The organism is Acinetobacter sp. ME22 (assembly GCF_022012315.1).
Classification (GTDB): Bacteria; Pseudomonadota; Gammaproteobacteria; order Pseudomonadales; family Moraxellaceae; genus Acinetobacter; species Acinetobacter brisouii_A.
Genome location: NZ_JAKLTL010000010.1, coordinates 1 through 19,514 on the forward strand (window position 1 = coordinate 1; position 19,514 = coordinate 19,514).

Sequence of the window (19,514 nt, forward strand, 5' to 3'; positions counted from 1 at the left end):
TTATATGGAACGCCTATTTTTTAGTGGTGACGTATGACAACAATAAACCAAAGTGACTTTTTTACAGCCCCGATCGAACAATATCGGTCTGAATTAAGTTTCTGCACAGCAAGCGTTAAAGGCATGCAAGAATGGCTTTTGCGCTTGCCATCGATTCATTTGGGAGATTCATCGAAATCATTACTGAATGCTGTCATTGAGATTTTAGAGCTTAAATGTGAAGAGCAACTCCGCTTTGATTTAATTCAAAGCTTACATTTATCTTTAGAACAAGTCTTGGGCACATTAGAAAAATATTTTCTCAGCGATGTCGCTTCTATCATGAATCACAATGAATCCATTGTAGAGCTGGCTCAACAGTTTCGCTGTTATATCGCACGTATTTATATTCATATTGCTTTTGAGGCACATACTCAACTCAATTCCAAGCAATTCTCACTTTTTGCTTTTCGACAAAAGAAACAACTACAAGAAATCCGTAGCTTAAGTACCTACTATGCCTTACAACAGCTTAGCCTGTTAAAGTTTCAACAACTGGTACTCTATAAAAGCAGTTTAGTAGGTCAATGGCGAATTGGTCATCAGTTATTTATCTTGGCTGAATATAACGATTTTCATCTTGAAGACATTAACCATTTGCATGGTTCAATCAATCAGTTGACCAATATTTATCAACTCTATACCCAAATTAACTTACTCGATATTTTAAATACACACCAAATTCGACCAATTGAAATTCAAGCATTGTTCCAATGTTCCTACCAATGGGTTCAATTAATTCAAATCATCAATAAAGAATCAGCTAACTCTCGTTATATTATTGATCCAAATAAAGATTTCCCACCTGTTCTCAATAACACTCAGTTAAAGAAAGGTGAAGACTGTTATTTTATTGAAACACAAGCATTACTTGAACATATTAACTTGGCAAATTTGCCACAAAACAAACAAATTTCACCGACTGAAAAGCATTATTTAAGTTCGTCTTTAATTTTCCACGTTCAGAATCTACTTAACAATATTCCTGAACGTCGTTATGAACGTTATGATTATGTTTCTAATATACAATTAGCCTTTGGCTTACAGAGTGCACATTACTATTTATCTCATGCAACACATTTTGAAGATACGCTTCTACTTGAAAGTAAAGTGCATTTACAGCAAAACAATTCAAAATTTATGACCAGTTGGAGCAATGATTCCACGCCAACAAATAGTAAATCGCTTTATCCAACACTAGACCAAGACACGAAACAAATTCATAGTTGTACGATTATGGATATCAGTATTAATGGTTATCGTATTCGTTGGACAGGACATGTACCTAAACAGTTACGCACAGGGGAGTTTATTCTCGTTCAGGAAAATGCGCAAAGTCCTTGGCGAGGTGGTGTAATCCGCTGGATAAAACAGGCATCGAATAAACATCTAGAATTTGGTGTTGAAATTTTGTCGCAAGATCTTACACCCTGTGCAGTACAACTTAGTGCCGATCGTAATACTGTCTTTTTCCACCCTGCGATTTTATTATGTAATGAAGTCCTGAACAAAAACCACTTGACCATCGTGGTTCCTGGACATCAAACTTTTAAACCACAGCAGGGCGTTAATCTACGCCTCGCCAATAAACAGATCAAAATTTATCTGAATGATGCAAAGTTGATTAGTCAAAGCTTTTCACAATTTAACTTTGAGTTATTAAATGATGATGAACAAGGTATACTTGAACAACATGTTCGCCAACATGCTGAAACCATTAAAAAACAAGATGTATGGGAAAGTCTAAAATGAGAAATGCTTTTTTATCCAACAAGCTCAAACAAATTAAGACACGTTTGCTCATTATAGATGACAATCAAATTCGCTATAATCAAATCGTCGACCTATTAACCTCAAAAGGGCACCAAGTCGATGCATTTCTGCTAGACGATATTAAAAGTTTTGAAAAACAACTCCGCACCCACTGGGATGTTGTTTTATTTGGGCGAGCTTATGATTTAAAGGTTGAACAAGCTCTCGCCCTCATTCACGCATCCAATCAGCCACAACTCCCATTATTACTACTCAATCCTGAAGGTTATCATCCGTCCCAATATCTAAACTATATCAATAAAGGGGTTTATGATTTATTCAATCTGGACTATCCAGATCGTTTCTATATTGGTCTTGTGCGTACCTTATCTTATAGCCGCTCTTTACAGGCTCAGCAGCATTTACTCAAAGAACTAGAAATTGCTGAAACTCATATTCAAACACATGCTCATGATACTCATAAAGCACTTGCTGTAATCCAAGAAGGCATTCATGTCAAAGCCAATCGTGAGTACTTGAACCTATTTGGATTTAACAAAGAAGATGAAATTTTAGGGTTACCTTTACTCGATATTTTACAACCTGAACAGTTACAAGATTTTAAACAACGTTTTAAGCGTATCTCTCAACGCAACTTCGATCAGGCACGGTTTGATTTAAAATCTCTTAATCCAAATATCAAACAACCAGATCATGCCTTACGTCTAGAATTCTTACCTGATACAACGCAATTAGATGCTGTACAGATTTCAATTGAAACTGAAACATCATCACAAATTAAAGCATCATCTACAGGTTCAGAACTCACGAATTCGAGTAGCCGTTTTTACGAACAAATCAATCGTAAAATGCTCAATGAACCCGCAAATAAAAATGCCATCGTGATGTTTTTACTTACAGGATTTCATGACCAAGTTGCACATTTAGATCAAGGCAAAACCATCACCTATATCAAATCTGTACAAGAATTTATTCAAGAGCAGATTCATAGCACTGTTATTAAAATTGCCCCTGCCCTATTTGTCGGTCTTTGCCAAGCTGCCAATGAAAACTTGCTTTACTCTAAACTTCAGGGTCTAAGCCCACTTCTAAAACCACAACTACTTGATGTTGATGCAGAAAACTACTCTGTACAATTTTCTATTGGTTATAGTGAAATTGAGGGGGCAATTCAAAATCAAGAGCAATTTGACTTTCTCATCGTACATGGTCTATCACATCCGATTCAGCATAAAAAAGTTGAATCGCATGAAATTCAATTCTCCAACTTTGAATCACATGAGCTACCACCTGCTATGGTGCTTGGTGCCGAATTAGATCGCGAACAACAATTAATTAAAGAGTTACACAGCATTGTTGAACAAAATGCAGTGCATTTAAAATATCAACAACTTTACGACAAGCAAGATACTGAGCTATATACCTACGAAGTGAGTAGTGGTGTTATTTATGAAAAACAGTGGCTTTCTCTTGAAGATCTCGCTGAGCTTCGTAAAGATACTGAGTTAGCTGTTAAATTAGATCGCTGGATTTTGGTTGAAGCTTGTAAACAGCTATATAACTTTATCACTCAGTATCCAAATGCGAAGTTAATCATCAATTTAAATATTTATGTTTTATTGCATGATAAACAAGTTGTAAATTTAATTGAGAAACTCTTTTCAATTATTCGAAACACCAAAAATCATCCACTGATTTTACAGTTTTCAACGCACGATCTGCTCCAATATGCGGAACAGGTTACGCCCGTACTCAAACAGTTACGCGCTCAAGGTGCTTTAATTTCTGTACGTCATTTTGGTGTTGATGATACATGCACCAACCTTCTTAGCAATCAAGATATTGATCTTTATCGCCTAGATTCAAAACTGACTCAAAGTTTAAATGATGACAAGGAAATGGCTGAGTTACAGTTACAGGTTCAAAATTATCAAGAAATCCGTGAAGTTGATATGATTTTACCAATGTTAAATAACATGAATACCTTTGCCAATGCGTGGAATATTGATGTTCGTTATTTACAAGGTGATTATTTTCAAAAGAAGCTCGATCACTTAATTGATGGACAAGACCACTAAGGTCTTGTCATATCGACATATACAAGCATAAAAAAAACGGGCAAATTGCCCGTTTTTTACATCCTGTCGGATTAACCACGTTTAACTGAACGTGACATACCCGCAAAACGTTGTTTGAACTTGTCAATACGACCGCCAGTGTCTACATTCTTTTGTTTACCAGTATAGAATGGGTGGCAAGCTGAACATACGTCAAGATAAAGTGTTTCTTTACCAACAGCAGAACGTGTTTCGATCACATTACCGCAAGAACAAGTTGCAACTAATTTTTCGTATTTTGGGTGAATATCGGCGCGCATGGTCGATTCTCCTAGGTTAAGAAAGGTTATGCTGTCATCGCAATTGACCACTCTCATCACGAGAATCTCGCTATGAGGAATGCAAAAAGCAGGTCAACACCATCACAGACCATTCTTTTGGCTCACCGAAACTCTAAGTTAGGGCTAAGCTCAACAAGTCGGCGTATTATACAGGAAAAAATAGACTGATACGACTGCTTTATTGCGATCTGTTAATTATTGCGCGCGTTCTGATCTTGCTGAATCAACTCAATTTTATAACCATCTGGATCTTCAACAAAAGCAATGACCGTAACACCACCTTTCATTGGACCTGCTTCACGCACCACATTGCCACCACGTGCTTTGATCTGTTCACAGGCTTGGTAAGCATCTTCAACTGCAATGGCGATATGTCCGTAAGCATTACCCAAATCATAGCTTTCAGTATCCCAGTTATGGGTCAGCTCTAAGACTGTATTATTTTCTTCGTCACCATAGCCAACAAAAGCCAGTGTGAAACGCCCTTCTTCATAGTCACGGCGACGTAGTAAAGTCATACCGAGTACTTCAGTGTAGAATGCCAATGAGCGCTCTAAATTGCCTACGCGTAACATGGTATGTAACATGCGCATACGATTAATCCTCTTGTGAAGTTTGTATGGATTGATGATCTCTTAATAATTTTGCTACCCAAATGACCAATGCTAAAATCGGGATTCCAATTAAGGTCGTCATTAAGAAAAACTTTGGATAACCAATATGGGTCACAATCGTACCCGAATATCCACCTAAAATTTTAGGGGTCAGTGTCATCAATGAACTAAAAATAGCATACTGAACTGCTGTAAAAGAGACACTGGTTAAGCTAGATAAAAATGCAATAAATGCGGCTCCTGCCAAACCTGAAGCCAAGTTATCAATCACGATCGCAAAGTACAACCACAATTGACTATAAGGTTTAATCACCTTACCTTTAATTTCTGTTGTGGCTTGATCTGGCTGCACAACACTTAAAGGCTGTAAATCAATATCTAGCGGTGTAGCAGAGCTTCCCAGTGTATAACGCTGTTCAGCCCGAACTACAGGAATAGAAGTCTGATTAAAGTTTAACTGTGCAATCAGATGTTTAGAAACTGATTTAGACAAAACAGCGCCATCTATTGCTGTACTAAACAGACCTTTATCATCCAGTTTTGCTGGATATTTTTGACCATCCAACAAAATTGTAATAGGTGTATCTGTTTGCAACTGGTCAGCGTCCACACCCGAAACTTGTCCTTTCACCACGATACTATCTTGCTGCTCTTTAGGAGAAAGTACGCCATCGCTTGTTACAGGTAAAAATTGAATTTGTGGCTTGGAACTCGCTTGTAGGTAAGGCAAGTTCAAGTTAATTTTAGAATTGGCTTGATCTGCAAACTGCGTTTGGATTTGAATTTGATGAGATTGGGCTAAAACTTGATTGGGTACTTTCACTGACCAGTATCCGACATCGTCAGGTTGAACCTGATAATGTTGCTGCCCTACAGTCAGCTCAACCTGTCCAAGTGGTTGCCCTGATTTGACCAATCCAATAAAAATCAGATTGGTACTACTCGCAAAAACAGCACCAACAAACATCAGTTTCATGATGTTCATGCGCTGTGCCAGTAAGCCACCACAAAATCCACCAAACAATGAGAAAATTACTCCATAGACTTTGACAGCTTCAGCAATCTGCTCTTTGGTAAAATTCAGGTCTTGATAGAATACATTGGAAATCACCCCTGCAATAATGTCAGAAATGCGATAAAAACCAATGAGAAGCAATAAAAATAGCGCAAGTTTTACACCGTAGCGCTGAAAGAAATCTTGAATCGGGCTAACCCATGTGTCCATCGCCATTTGACGATTGACCACGCCTGCTTTCACCAGAACAGTCCCAACCAGTAAAGCAACTGCTCCCGAGCCGAGAAAACGGATTGCTTCAAAACAGAACAATAAAAAATTGTCCTGAATTTGCCAGCTTTTTTCTAATGCAACCACAAGATCATCTGAGAAAACATAGCTCAAAACAAAGCTAATGACGGCTAAAAAGAAAACGCAGACCAGACGAAAATAATCCTGACGCTGATAATTTTTAGACACCCGCTTTACTTGGGGTTCTCGAACCAACAATGTCGTGATGATGCCAACCAGCATCACCGCAGCCATCGTCAAATATGTGTATTTCCAAGCACTATAAATATAGTTGCCTTTGGATGTCCCTAAAGATGCCGCCAAAAATAAAGCGCCCGCACCTGCAACAATCATCCCGATACGATAACCTGCATTATAAGTCGAAGCCAAAACGGTTTGCATTTCCGTTTCAGCCAACTCAATCCGATACGCATCAATCACAATATCTTGTGTTGCGGCAGAAAACCCTAGCAGTACAGCACCAACTGCCATTTGAATAAGATAGTTTTGCCCCAATGATGGATCTGAAAAAGCCATGATACAAATGGCACAAATAATGAGGCACTGGGCAACTAGCAACCAGCCACGGCGATGCCCCAAGGCTTTGGTTAAGACAGGCACAGGCAACTCATCAATCAAGGGTGCCCACACGAATTTAAAGGAATATCCCAATGCAGCCCAACTAAAAAAAGTCACCGCGCTTTTGTCGATGCCCGCCTCGCCCAACCATAGGGATAAGCTCGAAAAAATTAGCAGAATAGGTATACCCGCAGAAAACCCCAGAAACAGCATAATCAAGGCACGGCGATCTAAAAAAGCACGAAAGGCTTGTGTCCAGTCTTGGCTTTGCGAAGTCATTGTGCTGAGGGTTTCCATGCGATTTAAAGCTGCTATTTGAAACCTTTAGCTGCAATGTTGCAACCTGATTCCATAAGAATCTTGCTTTTTTCATGTTAATTTTTATATGTCGCTTGATCTTTAATGGCAAAACTGTATACCTTTAAATTGCCAATCAACTGTTGTTGTGGATTTAAAAACCGTGACCCAAAGACTCGATCAAATGAATTCAGTACTCTCTGCAAACTCTTTAACTAAAAAACAACTTCATCAGGACAACCCTATCTCCGCGTTTGATCAACCCGAAATACAACAAACATTACAAAAGACGGAGTTAAAACCAGAACAACTCACGCATATCCCTGATTTTGAAAAAATCCCTGCATCCACTAAACGTATCAAGCCATTAAACAACTTTTTAGGACAAGATCGTGCGCGAGCTTCTGTAGAAGCAGGGATTGCTCTCCCTTATGCGGGCTATAATATTTTTGCGGTCGGTACAGCAGGACTGGGTAAACGCACCATGATTAAGCGTTTGCTACAGCAACATGCCAAATCTATGCCTACGCCAAACGATTGGGTTTATGTCAATAACTTCCAAGTTGCTCGTCAGCCACTGGCGCTTTGCTTCCCTGCTGGTCAAGGTAATAAGTTTCAGAATGCCCTGCATCAAGCATGGCAAACCATTTTAAAACAGCTCGAACGCCGCTTTAGTGCAGAAACCTATCACAACCGCATTGAACGCATTCGCCAAGAAACTGGACAGGAACAACAAGAAGCGCTTGTCGAACTCACCAAAGAGGGTGCAGGCTTAGACCTTAAACTGATTTCTCGCAACGAAGAACATTGTTTTGTGCCTGTTCAGTTGAAAGATGATGTTCTACAGGAAATATCGCAAGAAGAGCTAGATGCACTGCCGAATAAACAACGTGCAGAGATTGCATCCAATATCCGTTATATGGATAAAAAACTAGAGCGCCTAGGTTTACATTTGGGTGATCTGGAAGATGATGCCCGTGATCAAGTTTCTGACTTAAACCGTGAAATTGCAAAACAAGTGGTCACGCCACGTATTGATCTAATTCTCAACAAATTCCAAAATATTCAAGGTTTAGAACAATATCTCAAACTCTATGCCAAAGACATTATTGAAAATGTTGAGTTGATTCTTGATCAGGACGAAGAAGACTTCTCACCTGCTCTCTTTAGCCGAGTTCCTGCACGCTATCAAGCCAATGTGATTGTCAGCAATACACCAAACAGTGGTGCGCCTGTAATTTTTGAAGACTTCCCAACCCATTACAATTTGTTGGGTCATGTCGAACAACTCACTCAAAATGGCACAATCACAACCGATTTTACCCTGATTCGTGCGGGTGCATTGCACCGTGCTAATGGTGGCTTCTTGATGCTCGAAGCCGAGCAACTTCTTGAACAACCCTACGCATGGCAAGGTTTGAAACGTGCTTTGAAATCTGGACAACTCAAACTGTCTTCTTTAGAGCATATGCTCACACTCACAGGCAGTATTTCTATCGAACCTGCCTCTATTCCAATTCAGCTGAAAGTTGTGCTTATGGCTGAGCCTGAAATTTACTATGAAATTTTAGAACTTGAACCAGAGCTTGGCAGTGTCTTTAAAATTCGTGCCGACTTTACCGATACGTTGCAACGTAATGAAAGTAACGAACAGGCGTATATGCATCTGATCGCCGATTATGTGCAAGCAGATAAATTGTTACCTTTTGATCGTAGTGCGCTTGCCGCATTACTGACTGACTCAAGTCGCCAAGCTGAAGATCAAAGCTCATTATCTTTGCATGCATCGACTTTAGGTGATTTGATTCGTGAATCACACCATCACGCCTTCCAAGCCGGCGATAAAATGGTGACGGATGCCCATATCAATACCGCCTTGCAACATCGCCAATATCGCTTAGGCTATCTCAGAGAATTGTACTGGCAAGACCTGTCTCGCGGTACGCAACTGATTGAAACTCAAGGCTATCGCTTTGGTCAAATCAATGCCCTGTCTGTGATTCACTATGCTGATGTCGAATTTGGCTTACCCTCTCGTCTGACTGCTTCAGTGTATCAAGGTGGCGGTGATATTCTTGATATTGAACGTAGCGTTGAACTCGGTGGCTCCTTGCACGCCAAAGGCGTACTGCTCATGTCAAGCTTCTTAAAAGCGCATTTTGGTCGTGAACAGATTCTTCACTTCTCGGCTGCGCTTGCTTTTGAGCAAAGCTACGGTCAAGTCGATGGTGACAGTGCGACTGTTGCTGAACTGTCTGCGCTCATCTCTGCGATTAGCCAATTGCCGATTGATCAGTCTTGGGCCATTACAGGTTCGATGAATCAGTTGGGTCAAGTGCAACCGATTGGTGGTGTCAATGCCAAAATCGAAGGCTTCTATGATGCATGTAAACTGCAAGGTTTAACGGGCAAACAAGGGGTGATTATTCCTCGCCAGAACATGCAGCATCTTATGTTGCGTCAAGATGTGATTGATGCCGTTGCTGAAGGTCAGTTCCATATTCATGCGATTAGTACCATTGATCAAGCACTCGAAATTTTGATGGGACGTCCTGTTGGCAAGCTCGATAAAAAAGGCAATTACAGCAAACATTCGATTTATGCAGCCGTCATGGAGCAGCTCGAGTACTGGCAAGCCATTGAAGATGGCACGATTGAGGAAGAGGAAGAAAAAGCCAAGAAAAAGAAAAAAAAGAAAGTGAAAAAAGACGACAAAAAAGCCAAAACTGATGAGCTAGACATTGTCGTTGAAGAAGCCCAAGAAATTGAAATGGCATTAAAGAATAAATAATTCTTTACGCCAAACAATAAAGCCAGTCACATGACTGGCTTTATTTTTATCTGAATCACTACAGACTGAATTATTTTACATAGAAAGTTTCAAGCACTTTGCCCTGTAAAGTTTGCCCGATCAGTGGTGTATTTTTACCTTGAGAAAGAATCGTGTCTTTAGACACTTGCCATTCTAGCTCAGGGTCAACCAGTACCCAGCCCGCTTCTGCTTGCCAGCGTTCAAGCATTTTTGCAACACGTGCAGGTGCAGTCGTGACTTTTTCAACCCATTCAAGTGGAGTGAACACACCTTCACGAACCAACTGCGTACCTAAAGCCACATAAGTATCGAAAGCTGTGATGCCTGGTTCAGTTTCTGCAAATGGCATCATTTTCGCTGAACTGCTCAATGGTTCATGGTGCGTACAAATTGCATCAATCACACCCGATTTTACCGCTTCACGAAGCTGTGCTTTGTCTTGTGCTGCACGAAGTGGTGGACGCACATGAGCAAGTGAGTTAAAGCCATCAATCAAAGCATCGGTTAAATGCAACTGGTGCATGGCAACATCTGCTGTCACGGGTAAACCTTTGGCTTTTGCAGCAGCAATCAATTCAACTGAAGCGCCGCTTGAAAGCAAGCTAAAGTGAGCACGAACGCCTGTTACTTCAATCATCAGCAGGTATTTAGCAATCGCAACCGTTTCCGCAATAGTCGGAATCATGGGCAAACCTTGACGTGATGCCACAAAACCTTCATGCACACAACCATCTTTCGCCAATTGTGGTTCTTCAGGATAGAACACCACAGTTAAACCTAAACCCGCTGCATATTCTAAGGTACGAATCACGACATCATCGTCTTGGAAAGCTGCATTGGCATTAGTCACCGCAGTACAACCACCTTTTTTCAAGGCTGCCATGTTGGCAGGCTGTTTACCATTGAGACCTTGGGTTTGCGCGCCAATGATATGCAAATGAATTTTGCCATCTTGCCATGCTTTTTCCACCAAACCCTGAATCAAAGCACCATTGTCTTGCACAATCGGTTTTGAATCTGGCGGGGTAATAACATGCAAAATCCCATTTTCACGCGCAGCCTGACCTTCAGATTTTAATGTCCCGTGTTGCTGCTGACCTGGTTCACGCAAACGTGCACACAAATCCACCATACTTGGCATGAGCCATTTGCCTTGACCGTCAATCACCTGATCAACTTCTGTCAATTCGGCAACACGTTTACCCTGATCTAAATAAATTGTTTCGACGTGGTCTGTTTGTTGAACTGGATCTAACACACGTACATTTTCAATTTTTACACGACTCATGTGTCTCGCCCTTATGCCGAAATTGCTTCAATTAAACCCTTGTCTTGCAACTGACCTTGCATCGCCAACGCCAGTACAGCCATACGTACGGCAATACCATTGGTCACCTGATGCAAAATCACCGACTGTGGACCATCGGCAATGCTTGATGCAATTTCAACACCACGGTTCATTGGGCCTGGGTGCATGACGATACAATCAGGTTTTGCCATCGCAAGGCGAGCTTCATTCAAGCCGTACATTTTGTGGAATTCAGATTGTGATGCCAGTGCAGGCGAATCAATACGTTCATTCTGAATACGCAAAGTAATGATCACATCACAGTCTTTAATGCCTTCGTCCATATTGTTGAACAGGCGAACTTCGCTACCGTACTCTTCAAAACCTACTGGCAACAATGTGTTTGGCCCAATCACACGAATATCTTTACAGCCTAAAGTCTGCAAAGCAGCAACGTCAGAACGCGCCACACGTGAGTGTTTAATATCGCCAATAATCGCCACACTTAAAGCTTCAAATGGCTTTTTGGTTTCACGGCGAATGGTGAGCATGTCGAGCATGGCTTGGGTTGGATGTGCATGACGACCATCACCCGCATTAATAATCGCAACATGTGGACAAACATCTTTGGCAATAAAATGCGCTGCACCTGAAGATGAATGACGAACCACAAAAATATCGGCTGCCATGGCTTCAAGATTCCACAGCGTATCGCGCAGCGTTTCACCTTTTGAAGTACTTGAACGTGCAATATCAATATTCAATACGTTGGCAGAAAGACGTTTTGCTGCCGCCTCAAAAGTGGTACGGGTACGAGTCGAGTTCTCGAAGAAAAGATTCATGACCGTGCGCCCTTCTAAAAGTGGCGAGGTAATCAATTGATTATTTTCGTTGATAAAGGTCTGTGCTGTATCAAGAATTTTGGTGAGGGTCTGTTTGGAAAGACCTTCGATGGTCAAGAAATGCTTAAGATTGCCATGTTCATTGAGTTGAATCTGACTCGGACTATGCAATGCAGCCAAATGCATGAGAGATTCCTTGTACATTAAGTTAACGCATTATACAGATAATTTTATCTCGCGGGCAGTTGAAGTTTTCAACAATTAAATTTTTATCACCAAGATCAAAGGCTTCTAATGCTGAATTCTCATTCACATCGAAAAAATGATGCTTTTAAAGGCGTATTTTTAACCACTGATTTTTGAGAAAATACAGCTTTAAAACCGAATTATTCCACCAAGATTCACCTCATTTTTAAAAAATCGGTTCTGTCATTTTAATCCACAAGTTTTCCTGTAAAAAATACGTTAAAATAGCCGTTTGCTTTGCTGCTTTTGGAAATTTACATGACTTCGAAACCTCGTCTTTCTACATATTGGGTTACCTGTGCAGATGGACTTGAAACCTTACTCCAAGAAGAATTACAAGAGTTGGGGATTCAAAATATTGAGCGCCTAGCTGGACGTTTAATTTTCAAAGGCACATTGGAACACGCCTATCGCATTTGCATGTGGTCACGTTTGGCTTCTCGTGTCCTCTTGCCTATTCATACCTATGAACTTGAACATACTCACGATGCCCGTGATGTTGCGGAAGAACTCTATGAAGGTGCGATCAGCTTTGACTGGTCTTTAATTTTTGCACCACAAAGCACGTTTGCCATTCGTTTACACGCTGAACGTGAAATTAAGGTCAACACGCAGTTTGCGACTTTGCGCGTGAAAGATGGTGTCGTTGACAGCTTCATGGAAGCAGTCGGTCGTCGTCCAAGTATTGATACCAAACAGCCAGAAATTACCTTGTATGTTTTGGCAGGTAAAACAGAACATACTTATTGCCTAGATTTGTCGGGTGATTCACTGCACAGACGTGGCTACCGTCGTTATATGACCGATGCCCCAATTAAAGAAAACTTGGCAGCAGCAATTTTAAATAAAGCCAAACTGGCACAGCGTCGCCCTGAAATTTTCCTTGATCCAATGTGTGGTTCAGGCACATTTATTATTGAAGCATTGATGATTTTAACCGATCGTGCGCCGGGTTTAGTTCGTCGTTTTGGTTTCAACGGTTGGCATGGTCATGACCATGAATTGTGGATGGGCATTAAAGCGGAAGCAGCAGAGCGCCATGAAGCTGCACTCGAACAGCCTTTACCGCAGTTCTATGCGTATGATGCAGACTGGGAAGCCGTGAAAGCAACGCGTCAAAACATCATGGCAGCAGGTTTTGAAAAACTGCTTGATGCAATTCAAATTGAAGAGCGTACTCTTGCAGACTGGCCAGAGTTTGACAGCAGCAAATCTGCGATGATCGTGACCAACCCACCATATGGTGAGCGTTTGGGGGATAAAGCGTCTAACCGTGCTTTATATCTGGGGTTGTCTGCAAAATTACAGGAAACTTTCCCAAATCAATACGCAGCCGTGATTGCTTCTCAGGTTGAACAAGCCGATGTGTTGGCATTTAGCCAACCTGAAACTTTGCGTTTAATGAATGGTAAACTTCCAATTTACATTCGTTTAGGTCAAATCAAGCCACAAGTTCATACGCAGCCTTTCCTTGCAACGTGGCAGCCACAGCAGTTTGAAGAAATTGAAGGCGCACAAGATTTTGCCAATCGTCTACAAAAAAATATGCAAGCCTTAAAAAAATGGGCAACCAACGAAAATGTCTATTGCTTACGTCTGTACGATGCAGATTTGCCAGATTTTAACGTGGCAATTGACGTTTATGGCGACCGCTTGCATGTTCAAGAATATGCGCCACCGAAAAAAATTGACCCTGAAAAAGCCAAAAAACGCTTTAACCTTGCGCTTACTGCGATTCGCGCAGTGACAGGTCTTGGTCGTGATGCGATTTTCATTAAAACTCGCGCCCGCCAAGAAGGTAAGACGCAGTACACCAAACAAAGTACTGCATCTAAACGCTTTATTGTAAAAGAAGGTAAAGCCAAGATTTTAGTCAACATGACGGACTATCTGGATACAGGTCTGTTCCTCGATCACCGTCAAATTCGTTTACGCATTGCCCAAGAAGCCAAAGGCAAACATTTCTTGAACTTGTACAGCTACACCTCTACCGCAAGCCTGCATGCAGCGCTTGGCGGTGCAGCAAGTACAACCAGCGTCGACCTGTCAAACACTTACATCAACTGGTCAAAAGAAAACTTTGTTTTAAATGGTCTTACTGTAGATCATGCTGATGAACAACATGCGTTCTTTATCAGTGACTGTTTCGAGTGGCTCAAAGAAGGTCATGAGCAATATGACCTGATCTTTATTGACCCACCAACTTTCTCAAACTCAAAGAAATTCTATGGCACATTTGACGTACAACGTGACCATGTTTCTTTGATTAAACGTGCCATGAACCGTTTAAGCTCAGATGGAACATTGTACTTCTCGAACAACTATCGTGGCTTTGAGCTTGATGAAGAAATTGAAGCGATGTTTGATATCCAAGAAATCACCAATGAAACCATTGGTCCTGACTTCAAGCGTAATCAGAAAATCCACCGTGCGTGGAAAATCCAGCATTTAGTTAACTAAACGAGCCGTATCAAAAAAAATGCCAAGCAATTGCTTGGCATTTTTTATTTTATCTGCAAAATTTAAGGATAGGTCGTCTGACCATTTTCATATTTCACTGCAAAATCAATACTATTTGCATTTACTTTAGCATGTACTACCTGTGCTGCCTGAGTCACTGCACGGTCATAATCTTGCTCAGACATTCCTGAAGGCATTTTTCCTGATGCCATCATCATACTGCGTAATAGTTGCTTATCGACACTGGCTTTTGCATCTAATTGGAAAACTTGCGGCACTTTGACACGTAATTCATCTAAGTTGGCATAACTATTTGGTAGAAACTTACCATTAAGATCTGCGGTCATTTTGCCATTACCAAATTCAATTTGGTTGCCTTTTGATTCAAAACTAAACCCATGTGCCAAGATTTTTAATAACTGATTCTCTAAGACCTGTTGTTGACTGTTCTGAGTTGCATTACATACTGCCGACTCTTGATTTGCTAAGCGCACAAATTCTGCTAATGCGGGTGTATCAATTCCCATATAATTGATATTAAAGCGCATATTGGTCAGTTTTTTCGTATCGGCAGATATATTATCGATCGACATTACCATCTTGAGCATGGTTTCTTTGTCTTGAACATCAAGATCTATATTTAATTTAAATTTGTCTATGTCGAGATTCAGATGCTTTCCTGCTCTTTGATCTAACACAACCATTTTTTGAATAGAAAATTCTGTTTTTCCAGACTGCAGCTTATCTGTGAGCAAACTATGATCGGTCTTCAACTGCATACTTTGTAAACTAAAATAATTGTTACCATTGCGTACAGTAAAACCAGGCATATTAAGATCAGCTTCGGTCATCGTATACTGACCATTTTCTTTTTTTAATTTTGCCGTGCCATTAACCCCATTCCAAACAAACTGGAAGTCATCACGTTGTTCATCAATTGGAGGGCTTGTGATTTTCATATTCACTGTACCCAACCAATTTAGTTGAGCATCTAACTTAAGTAGTGCCTGATTTTTTAATACCCAGCGATAAATATCTGCACTTTTCTTGCCCTGTAATTCCGCATTAATATCAGACTGAATATGATAACCGTTCCAAGAGCGCTGAATATGATCAACCCCTTTAATCACAACTGAATTATTTGGCTGGCATGGATTGGGAACAATTTTATAAGACCAATGTGCATCGCCTGAGAATAACCCCATATTGAGCTGAGCATCCTGTTTCTGAAATATGCCGTTATTTTTATTGAGTTCAGCATAATACGTTTTTAGACGGTGATCTGCGTAAAAATTTGCACCTACTGCACCACTGACCAAAATTGCACCCAGTGCAACAATCATTCCTTTTTTCTGCATAGTCAAGATTCTCTAAAAATAATATGCTTTGTTTGATTATGTTTATGGCTATAGCATACGATATTTTTACAAAAATACAACTTTTGTTCTTATTTCATCCACAATAAAAAGTCCATACTCAAATTTTTGAGTATGGACTTTATATTTCTCAGCAAGGCATATTAGCTCAGTTTGAGCTTACTAAATTGTAAATGTCCATTTTCAGAGCCAATCAGAATATTGTCACCTGGCAAAAATTCGCCTGACAAGATCTTTTGCGCCAAGCTATTTTCAACTTGCTGCTGAATAGCACGTTTCAGTGGACGCGCACCATAGATTGGATCAAAACCAGCATCAATCAATGCATCAAATGCACTGTCTTCAACCGTTAAGCTCATATCTTTATCCGCCAAGCGACTGCGTAAACGACTAAGCTGAATATCCGCAATACCACGAATTTGCGCTTTTTTGAGTGAATGGAAGATCACCAATTCATCAATACGGTTAATAAATTCTGGACGGAAATGCTGACTGACCGCATTCATAACTACCGTACGAATTTCATCGTCTTTCGCATGCTCACCTAACTCACGGACATCTTGTGAGCCTAAGTTTGATGTCATTACAATGACAGTATTTTTAAAGTCCACCACTCGGCCTTGCGAATCAGTTAAGCGGCCATCATCCAAAACTTGCAATAAAATATTGAAAACATCTGGATGGGCTTTTTCAACTTCATCAAACAGCACCACACTATACGGCTTACGACGCACAGCTTCTGTTAACACACCGCCCTCTTCATAACCGACATACCCTGGAGGTGCACCGACCAAACGGCTCACAGAGTGTTTCTCCATGAACTCACTCATATCAATACGAATCATGGCATCGTCACTATCAAACAGGAAGTTTGCCAATGCTTTGGTTAATTCAGTTTTACCCACCCCTGTTGGCCCTAAGAACAAGAACGAACCACTTGGTCGGTTTGGATCGGACAATCCAGCACGTGAACGACGTACCGCATTCGATACTGCGACCACAGCTTCATCTTGTCCAACCACACGGTTATGTAAAAACTCTTCCATATGCAGGAGTTTTTCACGTTCACCTTGTAGCATTTTAGACACAGGAATACCTGTTGCAGCACTGACTACTTCCGCAATTTCATTTTCAGTGACTTTATTACGCAACAGTTTTGGTTCTTCGGCCTCTTCTTCAACCGCTTCGTCTTGTGCCAACTGTTTTTGTAACTCTGGAATCACGCCATACTGTAAACGGCTTGCTTCTGCCAAATCACCATCACGAATGGCTTTTTCTAAAGCAACACGCGCTTTATCTAACTCAACCTGTGCTTTTTTATCACCTTCTGCTAAAGTTTTTTCAGCTTTCCAGATTTCTTCCAAATCATTGTATTCTTTTTGAACTTCAATAATTTGTTTCTCTAAATGAGCAACTTCTGCTTTGCTACCTGAATCCTCATCTTTTTTCACAGCTTCAAGCTGCATTTTGAGCTGAATTAAACGGCGATCTAGTTTATCCAAAGCTTCAGGCTTAGAATCAAGCTCCATTTTAATCCGTGAAGCTGCTTCATCAATTAAGTCAATTGCTTTATCTGGCAGTTGACGGTCAGTGATATAACGATGTGACATTTTCGCTGCTGCAATAATCGCGGAGTCAAGAATTTTTACACCGTGATGCACTTCATAGCGTTCTTTTAAACCACGTAAAATCGCAATGGTATCTTCAACGCTCGGTTCATCGACCAGAACTTTTTGGAAACGACGCTCAAGTGCTGCATCTTTTTCAATATATTGGCGATATTCATCAAGCGTGGTTGCACCGACACAACGTAATTCACCACGTGCCAACGCAGGTTTCAACATATTCCCTGCATCCATCGCACCATCAGTTTTACCCGCACCAACCAAAGTATGTAATTCATCAATAAATAAAATGACTTGCCCTTCTTGTTTGGCCAAATCGTTTAAAACAGCTTTTAACCGCTCTTCAAATTCACCACGATATTTCGCACCTGCCAACAGTGAACCTAAATCTAAAGATAAAACTCGTTTACCTTTCAGACTTTCGGGTACTTCACCATTAATAATGCGCTGTGCCAAACCTTCAACAATGGCAGTTTTACCTACACCTGGCTCACCAATCAGCACTGGATTGTTTTTAGTACGGCGTGACAACACCTGAATGGTTCGGCGAATTTCATCATCACGACCAATCACTGGGTCAAGCTTGCCTGACGCTGCACGTTCAGTCAGGTCAATGGTATATTTATTTAAAGAGTCACGTTGATCTTCGTGATTATTGCTCATGACTTTTTCATTGCCTCGAATCGATTCGATTACTTTGCGCAATCCTTCAACGGTTACGCCTACACTCGTTAAAATGGTTTTGGTAGAACCTACTTCAGCTAAGGCCAGCATCACCCAATCCGTTGAAATAAACTCATCCCCTGCTTTTTGTGCATATCGATCTGCCAAATTCAGCATTTTGACCGCATCGGGATTGAGATTAACATCTCCTGTTGGATTAGATATTGTTGCAGCATTGCTTAAAGCTTGCTCCAACTTCTGTTTCAGTTCTGGTATACGTGCACCTGCTTGCTGTAACAGGCTGAGATTTGAAGCCTCTTCAAGCAGTGTCACCAAAATATGGATATTATCGATTGCAGTATGATCTTTGCCCATTGCTAGAGATTGTGCATCGGATAGAGCCTGTTGCAATCGATTGGTAAATTTTTCAAAACGCATTATTGTTATACCTCATCATTCATTTACTACTTAATGTATAAATGGGAATAGTTCGATAGATTTCAAATTATTTTTTAATATTTTTCATATATTTATTTTAAAATAATCACGTGTAATTCAGTGTTAATATGTGGCTAGCCTTAAACATTTTCAAGCCTATTTTCTAAATTTTTTGCATCAAAAAAAACCAGTTCAATGTGAACTGGTTTTTTGGTTGCTCATTCGGCAGTTTCGACAATTTCAAAGTCGTGAGTAATTTCTACGCCACCACTTGAGAGCATTTTGCTGGCTGAGCAGTATTTTTCTGCCGATAATTCCACAGCTTTTGACACTTGTTTTTCTTTGAGCGCTTTACCTGTCACCACAAAGTGGAGGTGAATTTTAGTAAATACGGCAGGAACTTCATCTGCACGTTCTGCTTGTAGCTGACATTCAACACCATCAATGTCCTGACGGGCTTTTTTTAGAATGGTTACAATATCAAACGATGCGCAGCCACCGAGTCCCATTAAAATCAGTTCCATAGGGCGTGCACCACGATTTTCACCGCCATAAGCAGGTGCCCCATCCATGATTACGCTATGACCACTCTCAGACTTTGCTTCAAATGCAACATTCTCGAGCCATTGAACTGTTGATCGCATTGCAACTACCTAAAAAAAAATATAGATTACTGTGTGCTAGTACACTAACACAATTTATTTAGAGAAGGAATTTTCCTACATATATTAACAGAGACCAAAAGTTACCTTTTGCTTTTTTATTTTTTTGGAACAAAG

At 40.6% G+C, this 19,514-nt stretch carries 12 protein-coding genes; 4 read left to right on the forward strand and 8 right to left on the reverse strand.

Going from position 1 to position 19,514, the window contains the following annotated elements:
* Positions 1-33 precede the first annotated feature (33 nt).
* On the forward strand, positions 34-1,791 hold the full coding sequence (locus LVY74_RS13090; RefSeq protein WP_237815426.1) for a GTPase: 1,758 nt from the start codon (positions 34-36) through the stop codon (positions 1,789-1,791).
* On the forward strand, positions 1,788-3,890 hold the full coding sequence (locus LVY74_RS13095) for an EAL domain-containing protein (protein ID WP_237815427.1): 2,103 nt from the start codon (positions 1,788-1,790) through the stop codon (positions 3,888-3,890). Before LVY74_RS13090 ends, LVY74_RS13095 begins: the two co-directional genes overlap by 4 nt.
* Before the next feature lie 71 nt (positions 3,891-3,961).
* On the opposite strand, the gene rpmE is transcribed toward LVY74_RS13095, so the two are convergent.
* The 3 genes from rpmE to LVY74_RS13110 form a co-directional block, all read right to left on the reverse strand.
* Positions 3,962-4,189, reverse strand: coding sequence for a 50S ribosomal protein L31 (gene rpmE / locus LVY74_RS13100; RefSeq protein WP_151710265.1), 228 nt, complete (start codon positions 4,187-4,189; stop codon positions 3,962-3,964).
* Positions 4,190-4,401: 212 nt separating this feature from the next.
* Entirely contained in the window at positions 4,402-4,803 is a 402-nt protein-coding gene (gene gloA / locus LVY74_RS13105; RefSeq protein WP_237815428.1) for a lactoylglutathione lyase, read from the reverse strand.
* 4 nt (positions 4,804-4,807) lie between these two features.
* Positions 4,808-6,967, reverse strand: coding sequence for an AmpG family muropeptide MFS transporter (locus LVY74_RS13110; protein ID WP_237815429.1), 2,160 nt, complete (start codon positions 6,965-6,967; stop codon positions 4,808-4,810).
* A gap of 181 nt (positions 6,968-7,148) precedes the next feature.
* Here LVY74_RS13110 and LVY74_RS13115 point away from each other — a divergent pair, with 181 nt between their 5' ends.
* Complete coding sequence (locus LVY74_RS13115; protein WP_237815430.1) at positions 7,149-9,776, forward strand: Lon protease family protein; 2,628 nt, start codon at positions 7,149-7,151, stop codon at positions 9,774-9,776.
* Positions 9,777-9,846: 70 nt separating this feature from the next.
* On the opposite strand, the gene LVY74_RS13120 is transcribed toward LVY74_RS13115, so the two are convergent.
* Positions 9,847-11,085 (reverse strand): dihydroorotase, encoded by a 1,239-nt coding sequence (locus tag LVY74_RS13120; protein ID WP_237815431.1) that lies wholly within the window; start codon positions 11,083-11,085, stop codon positions 9,847-9,849.
* An 11-nt stretch (positions 11,086-11,096) separates the two neighbouring features.
* Entirely contained in the window at positions 11,097-12,113 is a 1,017-nt protein-coding gene (locus LVY74_RS13125) for an aspartate carbamoyltransferase catalytic subunit (protein WP_237815432.1), read from the reverse strand.
* Positions 12,114-12,431: 318 nt separating this feature from the next.
* Here LVY74_RS13125 and rlmKL point away from each other — a divergent pair, with 318 nt between their 5' ends.
* Complete coding sequence (gene rlmKL, locus LVY74_RS13130) at positions 12,432-14,633, forward strand: bifunctional 23S rRNA (guanine(2069)-N(7))-methyltransferase RlmK/23S rRNA (guanine(2445)-N(2))-methyltransferase RlmL (RefSeq protein WP_237815433.1); 2,202 nt, start codon at positions 12,432-12,434, stop codon at positions 14,631-14,633.
* 62 nt (positions 14,634-14,695) lie between these two features.
* Here rlmKL and LVY74_RS13135 read toward each other — a convergent pair whose 3' ends face one another.
* The 3 genes from LVY74_RS13135 to LVY74_RS13145 form a co-directional block, all read right to left on the reverse strand.
* Complete coding sequence (locus tag LVY74_RS13135) at positions 14,696-15,991, reverse strand: DUF945 family protein (protein WP_237815434.1); 1,296 nt, start codon at positions 15,989-15,991, stop codon at positions 14,696-14,698.
* Between the two features lie 161 nt (positions 15,992-16,152).
* Positions 16,153-18,735 carry an ATP-dependent chaperone ClpB gene (gene clpB / locus LVY74_RS13140; protein ID WP_237815435.1) on the reverse strand — a complete coding sequence of 861 codons (2,583 nt, stop codon included), beginning with the start codon at positions 18,733-18,735 and terminating at the stop codon, positions 16,153-16,155.
* Between the two features lie 218 nt (positions 18,736-18,953).
* Positions 18,954-19,379: an OsmC family protein gene (locus LVY74_RS13145; RefSeq protein ID WP_237815436.1), complete on the reverse strand. Its 426-nt coding sequence runs from the start codon at positions 19,377-19,379 to the stop codon at positions 18,954-18,956.
* Positions 19,380-19,514: the final 135 nt, after the last annotated feature.